The sequence below is a fragment of the uncultured Xanthomarina sp. genome (genome assembly GCF_963971605.1).
Lineage (GTDB): Bacteria > Bacteroidota > Bacteroidia > Flavobacteriales > Flavobacteriaceae > Xanthomarina > Xanthomarina gelatinilytica.
The window spans coordinates 1-7,369 of the sequence record NZ_CAXATZ010000061.1; the positions used below are offsets into that span (position 1 = coordinate 1).

General features: G+C 38.4%; 6 protein-coding genes. 4 read left to right on the plus strand and 2 right to left on the minus strand.

The annotated features are described in order from the left end of the window. Window positions 1-371 precede the first annotated feature (371 nt). Window positions 372-1,763: a sugar transferase gene (locus tag AACY93_RS13455; protein WP_339612144.1), complete on the plus strand. Its 1,392-nt coding sequence runs from the start codon at window positions 372-374 to the stop codon at window positions 1,761-1,763. 165 nt (window positions 1,764-1,928) lie between these two features. On the opposite strand, the gene AACY93_RS13460 is transcribed toward AACY93_RS13455, so the two are convergent. Beyond that, window positions 1,929-3,113 (minus strand): DUF4105 domain-containing protein, encoded by a 1,185-nt coding sequence (locus AACY93_RS13460; RefSeq protein ID WP_339612143.1) that lies wholly within the window; start codon window positions 3,111-3,113, stop codon window positions 1,929-1,931. 360 nt (window positions 3,114-3,473) lie between these two features. Beyond that, window positions 3,474-4,544, minus strand: a complete 1,071-nt coding sequence (locus AACY93_RS13465; protein ID WP_040492759.1) for a PorV/PorQ family protein — start codon at window positions 4,542-4,544, stop codon at window positions 3,474-3,476. Between the two features lie 295 nt (window positions 4,545-4,839). Here AACY93_RS13465 and AACY93_RS13470 point away from each other — a divergent pair, with 295 nt between their 5' ends. The 3 genes from AACY93_RS13470 (at window position 4,840) to AACY93_RS13480 (ending at window position 7,135) form a co-directional block, all read left to right on the plus strand. Next, a complete protein-coding gene (locus AACY93_RS13470; RefSeq protein ID WP_286852809.1) occupies window positions 4,840-5,592 on the plus strand; it encodes a CDP-alcohol phosphatidyltransferase family protein in 753 nt (250 codons plus the stop codon). Window positions 5,593-5,835: 243 nt separating this feature from the next. Then, window positions 5,836-6,705 carry a DUF808 domain-containing protein gene (locus tag AACY93_RS13475; protein ID WP_287005856.1) on the plus strand — a complete coding sequence of 290 codons (870 nt, stop codon included), beginning with the start codon at window positions 5,836-5,838 and terminating at the stop codon, window positions 6,703-6,705. Between the two features lie 118 nt (window positions 6,706-6,823). Next, the gene (locus tag AACY93_RS13480; RefSeq protein ID WP_007651902.1) at window positions 6,824-7,135 is read left to right on the plus strand and encodes a GIY-YIG nuclease family protein; all 312 of its coding nucleotides are present in this window, start codon (window positions 6,824-6,826) and stop codon (window positions 7,133-7,135) included. The last annotated feature ends 234 nt before the right edge of the window (window positions 7,136-7,369 follow it).

Here is a 7,369-nt window from a genome sequence, read left to right on the forward strand (position 1 = left end):
CAGATAATTAATTTAAACAAACTCCCCGTCCAGACTGCGTCTGTCCACCCCTCTTTAACTGAAGAGGGGAGCTAGATGGTTATTGTTTACTGGAATTTGGAATAGGATATTAACTATTTATCTTTTATAGTAAACTTTTAAAACAAACCAAATCAAGGTATTTAAAAACATATAATAAAAAAATAACTTTACTAAGGCTCCTCCCTTCAGATGAAGGGAGGTGGCTAAACCGACGGCAGGAGGTTTAGACGGAGGGTTTGTAAAACCCACACCCACACCCGACAACAGATAACAGAAAACCCACAACCCACAACCAAAAAAACTTGTATTATTTGTCTAACTTGTTATCTTTACTCACACAAACAGCAAACATGCCTAAACAAGGGATACATTTTAATATTTCTGAGCGTAAAATATTATTAAGGGTGGTCGATATGTTGGCAATTCTAGGTATGTTATATCTGGTAAGTTCCTTGTTTGCCTTCGATTATTTTAAGCCGACCCCTGAAAACTGGACCTGGGTGGTGGTTTTGTTGCTTTACATCAGCGTTTTTGGTACCGTGTTTGAAATATACGACCTGCAAAAAGCCAGTAAACGGGAAAAGGTCTTCAGTAATATTGTGCTAACAGCTTCGGTAACGGTGCTTTTTTATCTGTTAACCCCCTTTTTTACCCCCTTTCTTCCTGCCAATAGATTGCAGATTGCCTATTTTTATTTGGCCATCATTACTGCTCTATTCCTTTGGAGGTTGCTATACATCAGTTTTATCATTTCTCCCAGATTTTATAAAAAAGTATTGATTGTAGGCGAGACGTCCAACATAGAAACCATTGTGGATGCTTTTAAACACTCCGATCCCAATTATAAAATTGTGGGTTTTATCAATTGCGAAGCATCCCATAAAGACAGCTTGAAATACAAAGGCATCCCTGAATACGCCTGTTCCGAAATCCATCAAATAATTGATAGGGAACAGGTTTCTGAAATTGTGGTTGCCAGTTATAATGCCGAAACCATAACCACCGATATATACAACGATTTGATATTGCTCTTGGAACGTGGCTTTCCCATAAAGGAATACACCCAGGTCATAGAGGACATGACCTATCGGGTTCCCGTACAGTTTGTAGGGAAGGACTTTTACAAATATTTCCCTTTTAGTAGAAGCAATCAAAACAAACTCTATTTGTTTTTCCATAGGTTGTTCGATTTGCTCTTCTCTTTACTGGGGGTCTTTATAGGCTTACTGATAGTGCCCTTTGTGTTTTTGGGGAACCTGATTGCCAATCGGGGGCCTTTGTTTTATTTTCAGGAACGCGTAGGGAAAAATGGCAAGCCTTTTTCCATCATTAAATTCCGCACCATGATTAAAAATGCCGAACAACATGGTGCTGTGTGGGCAGAGAAGAACGACGTGCGTGTGACCCCTTTCGGAAAGTTTTTAAGACGTTCCAGATTGGACGAATTCCCTCAGTTTTTAAACATCCTAAAGGGGGATATGAGCTTGATAGGCCCCAGACCCGAACGCCCTTATTTTGTAAAGGAACTCTCGCAGGTCATCCCATTTTATGAAACCAGGCACATCATCAGGCCGGGACTTACCGGTTGGGCTCAGGTAAAGGTACGTTATGGCTCGACCGTTGAAGATAGCTTGCTGAAACTCCAATACGACCTGTATTATATCAAACACCGAAGTTTCTTTTTGGATGCCAATGTGATTGTGAAAACCCTTAGTACCATGTTGTTTTATAGGGGACAGTAGGGGGGTGGCTGTTGTCTGTTCTCGGTTGTCAGTTCTCGGTTGTCTGTTCTCAGTTGTCTGTTGTCTGTTTTCAGTTGTCGGTTGTCGGTTAAGGGTTTTTAAAAAATAGTCTTTTTAGTATCAATTATAATTTTTGAATTTCACTCACAACTCACAACTCACAACTCACAACTCACACCTCACGCTATAATACCAAACCAAAAACACATATCTAATGCCTAAAGCAAGAAGTAGAGGTAGTAGCGCCAAAGCAAATACTTGAATGCCAACCACCCAATGGAAGCTTAAAAGGCACAGCATAATCACCAAGAACTTTATATACTTAATAAACCATGCTTTAGGAGTTTGTTTAAAAACCTGTCCAATCACCAAAAGATTGAGGGCAAAGGCCCATAACAGATTGTAATTTTGGGCTGTGGCCTCGTGGTCTGTGGCAAACCAAAGCAAAAGGATCAGGATCCCTAGCAATCCTGTGACGGAAAAGATAAACAGGTCCAGGATTTTGGTCCTGCGTTGTTTGTTATAATCGGTATAGGTAATCCATAGAATAAGAAGACCCAATAAACTAAAGACCAGAAACGGACTGAACAGAAAGTTGTTGGAGGTTTCTGTTTCCCGTTTTTCAAATACCATACGGTCTTGCGTTACCAAGGGTTGTTGGTTGGGGCCAAGGGTGGCTACCTCAAAGAACCTGTAGATGTATTTGGGCAAAAACATATGTTCTTCGGGGGTGGCTTTTCTATCAATTACAGAGCCCAGTGCCAGGTCTATGCCCACACTGCCCCAGGTATTGGCATCCAGTTGGTTTTGAATCAGGGTTCTAAAACTTTGGGGCTGGAATCCTTCGGGTTGGTTAAAATCAACCTTGGCATCCAGATTCACAAGCAGTACATCTTTGATCTTGGTAGCACAGTTATCATAGAAAAAGTCGTAGAGATAGGCCCTGTTTTCGGGTTGCATGTTATGGACCAGATAGGCATAGATGTCCTGTTTTTCTGCTGGGCTTAGATTAAGGACTTGCTCTTGAATGGTTCTGTTTTGATAGACATAACTATTGTAAAAATCGCTGTAAGCATTCCTTCCTATTAAATAATGTAATTTTCCTTGAGCAAATTTCAGGTAGAAATTTGGGGTATTGAAATCGTAAATCCCGTAGTTATAAACGTCATCTATCCCTAAGCCTTTGTCTTTCACCCTAAAGGCACTATGTCCAAAAGCATCGTTTAGGGAGGTTCCAGGACCTATGGAAAGGACGCTTATTTCAGCTTGATCGGAAAGAGATCGGACTTGTGAAAAGCTGGTTAGGCATGTCAGGAAACAGATACAAGCAATGAAGAATGTTTTTATCATCTATTTAAATTTTATAAAGAACTTATGGTTCAGTTAGTTAATTGTTTCGGTGGGTATCAAGCTTTGCCCTGCCAAATGCCCATTATGGGCTTTCATAAGTTGGGTTTATAGGTTTCAAAAATAGTAAAAAGTACTTAGTATTCTGTGTTGAGTATTGAGTATTGAGTATGAAGTATTGAGTATTGAGTATGAAGTATTGAGTATTAAGTATTAAGTATTAAGTATTGAGCCTAGAGCATAAAGCATTGAGCCTAGAACATAGAACATAGAACATAGAGCATAGAGCTTAGAGCCTAGAACATAGAGCATAGAGCATAGAGCTTAGAGCATAGAGCTTTGAACTTTGAATCTTAAACCTCTTTAACGAAAAATACTGAAATCCAATTTCAGGGAGAACACATTGGAGTATAGGGCAATACTTTGATCGCCAATATCCGTAAAGGCATAATCCACTTGGATGCCTTTGTAGTTAAAGCCTACGCCCATGCTTGGTTGAAAGCTCACCCGATCGCCATCGAGGATTTGTGTTTCATTTTGAAAGTTACCAACCCCAGCACGTAAGTAAATCATGTCTATATAGCCAAATTGGAGGCCTAGGGCAGGATTGATACTGGCAAAGGAGGTAGAGATCAGGTCGTTGTTTTCTTCAAAACGAATGTTGAGGTCCACTTCTGCCAATAGTGAATAATCGTATCGGATAATAAACTTTTTGGAGACCCCAAATTGCAGTTTAGGGATAGTGATTTCGGTAGTTTCCGGAAGCTCTTGGTTTTGGCCTTCCACAGCATTTTGAATGGTAGCAAATTCTTCCTCATCAATGGCCCAAGCATTATAGGTGGTCGTGATATCCCTGGCCATGATACCAAACTTCCATTCGTTTTTGGTTTCAAATTGAATGGCAGCATCCAAGCCAAAACCCCAGGAAGAAGCAAAATCGCCTATCACACGACGGATGACTTTGGCATTGATTCCATAATTTAAACCATCCAGAGGGAGTTTTCTGGCATAGGAAAAGGTTACGCCATAATCGGCTGTGGAGAACAGGCTGATCCTATCGTAATTGATATTCCCTTCATCATCTATCAGTTGGGTGGTGTTTAAAATATCATCCACGGCAAAACGTATCAAGGAGATGCCAATGGCACTTTTTTCATCTATGGGCATGGCAAAGCCTATGTAGTCGTAATTGGCTATACTTTCAAAGTAACTGGAGTGCATTAAGGCCAATTGTTTGTCTTCTAAATGTACCAAACCTGCTGGATTCCAATACCCGGAATTGACATCGGCAGAGTGGGCCGTAACGGCATTGCTCATACCCAAAGCAGCTGCATCCACACCAATGTTCATAAACTCGTTAGAGTATTTTCTAACGGCTTGTCCAAAAACCGTTACCGAAATGAAAAGAAGTAGTGTTGTTAGTTTTGTTTTCAAAAGCCAATTTATTTCTGCAAATATGCCATATTTTTTCAATATATTAAACTTGAAAATGGGGTACTTATTGTGTAATTGTTGTCGGTACACCAAATAAACGTTAAAATAATCGATTAAATTCGTTTTTATTTCCTTTATATTTCAACATAAAATATATCCATAACTAAGGCTATGCTTATAATTTTTATTTCATTTGAAGAACATATAATTCAAATGGATTATCCATTATTTTATTATTCATTTGGTAATAGACAAAAATAGTTTGTTATTTTTACAACCAGTAACTCCTTTTTTAATGAAACAACAGATACCTAATTTTGTAACCTTATTGAATTTATTCTCTGGCTGTTTGGCCGTACTGTTTGCTGTCAACAACCAGTTTGTTGCTGCTTCCTGTTTTGTGGCTCTGGGGATTTTCTTTGACTTTTTTGATGGCCTATTGGCCAGAAAGCTGCAAGTGCAAAGTGCCCTTGGGATCCAATTGGACTCCTTGGCAGATATGGTTACCAGTGGCTTGGTTCCCGGAATCATTATGTTTAAGTTGCTGGTTATGGCAAGCGATACCAAGGATTTGATGTCATTTTCAAACGATTGGAACAGTGCCATGCATTGGCAGGAATTTCAATTTGCACCTTTGGCACTGATAGGGTTTCTTATTACCATGGCTTCGGCTTACCGTTTGGCCAAATTCAATATAGACGAAGACCAGCAAGCTTATTTTAAAGGTCTGCCAACCCCTGCCAACGCTTTATTGGTGTTGTCTTTACCCTTGATAATGGAATTCCAGGATAATGATGCCATCAATCAAATCATTTTAACCCCATGGTTCTTAGTGCTTTTTACTGTTATTAGTTCTTACCTGCTGATCTCTCCCATTAAATTGTTTGCTTTAAAATTTAAGGATTGGGGATTTAAAACCAATGCCATACGTTATCTATTTATTATTTTGTGTGTGGTCTTGTTGGTCGTTCTTCAGTTTGCTGCCATTCCTGTGATTATTATCATGTATATTATTTTGTCGTTGTTGGGGCAAAAAGGGATTTCATGAGCTAAGATCACAGAAAAACATTGAGATCCAAAACGTTTTTGTAGCATGGAGAGTGTTGTGTGGTTGGGGTTGCAGTTTTCAATTTTTTGCTTTGAGTTTGTTTTTCTCGTATTGTTGTAAAGGTCTCAAGGTTTGAAGGTGTGCGTTTTAGGGACTTAGTGTTCAATGACGGTTGCAGTGCTCAATACGGATTAATGGAACTTAGAATTTTGAATTTTGAACTTTGAATATAGAATATAACATATGGCTTCAGGATTTTTTGCATTGTTGGATGATATAGGTGCCCTTATGGACGATGTGGCAGCCATGAGTAAAATTACCACTAAAAAGACCGCTGGGATTTTAGGTGATGATTTGGCCGTGAATGCCGAAAAAGCATCTGGTTTTGTCTCTTCCAGGGAATTGCCCGTACTTTGGGCCATTACCAAAGGCTCTTTTTTAAACAAGCTCATTATTTTACCAGTGGCTTTTTTATTGAGTGCTTTTTTACCTTGGGCAGTGACCCTTATTTTAATTTTGGGAGGCGTGTATTTGGCTTTTGAAGGAGCCGAAAAGGTTTATGGGTTTTTTGTGCCTCACAAAAAGAGCCCAGCTGTTGTGACCATGGAAACCCCTTCAAAATCGGAGGTTTTGGAGATGGAAAAGAAGAAAATCAAATCGGCCATCCTAACCGATTTTATCCTTTCTGTGGAAATCGTAATCATTGCCTTGGGAACCGTTGTAGGCGAAAGCATTTTGTTTCAGGTCTTGGTGGTTTCTGTAGTGGCGGTTATTGCAACCATAGGAGTATATGGAATCGTGGCCTTGATTGTACGTATGGACGATTTTGGGTTGCGTTTGATACAGTTGGGAAATGGCAAAGGGATATTAAAAGCCCTTGGGAATTTTTTGGTACAAGCCTTGCCTAAGGTGATTAAATCGCTTTCTGTTATAGGAACACTTGCTTTATTGCTTGTTTCAGGAGGTATTTTTGTCCACAATTTGGAGTTTTTACATCATGTTTTGGAATCTTGGCCTGGTATGCTTAGGGATTTTGTGGTTGGTTTAGTTGTTGGGTTTGTAGCGGTTTTTGTGGTAAAGGCTTTTAAAGTTGTTTTTAAAAGCAAGGGGTAGTAAGGTCAATAATAAAACGCCATTTATGTATAAAGAGGAAGATTTTTTTTTTTTTTAAGTGAAAAAAGTAAACAACAGCCTAAGTAAATGGACTTATAATTTAACGATTTACATCTTCATGTACAAAACCATACATCAATATTATCTATATGTTTTAACCAATAAAACCAACGGCACTTTATACATTGGTGTCACTAACGATCTTGAACGAAGAATGTTCGAACACAAAAACAAGTTAGTTGCAGGTTTTACTAAAAAATACGGTTTAAATAAACTTATATATTTTGAAACGTATCAATATGTTAATGATGCCATAAAAAGAGAAAAGAATATGAAGAAATGGAAACGCCAATGGAAAATAGATTTAATTGAAGAAGAAAATCCTTGTTGGAACGATTTATCAAAGGATTGGGTTTATTTGATTGATTAGGGAGTTTATATAAATTTGAATGCTTTTAAATTTTAATTGGATTCCTGCCTTGCTCATAAATTCTTATTATCTTATATTGAATTCGTGAATCTTCGATTTTGCAGGAATGACAGAGGAATAAGTTGTAGGAAATAAGTTAAGGTTAAGTGGATTCCTGCCTTCGCAGGAATGACAAGTTTCTGTTTTATTCATAAATTCTTATTATCTTATATTGAATTCGTGAATCTTCGATTT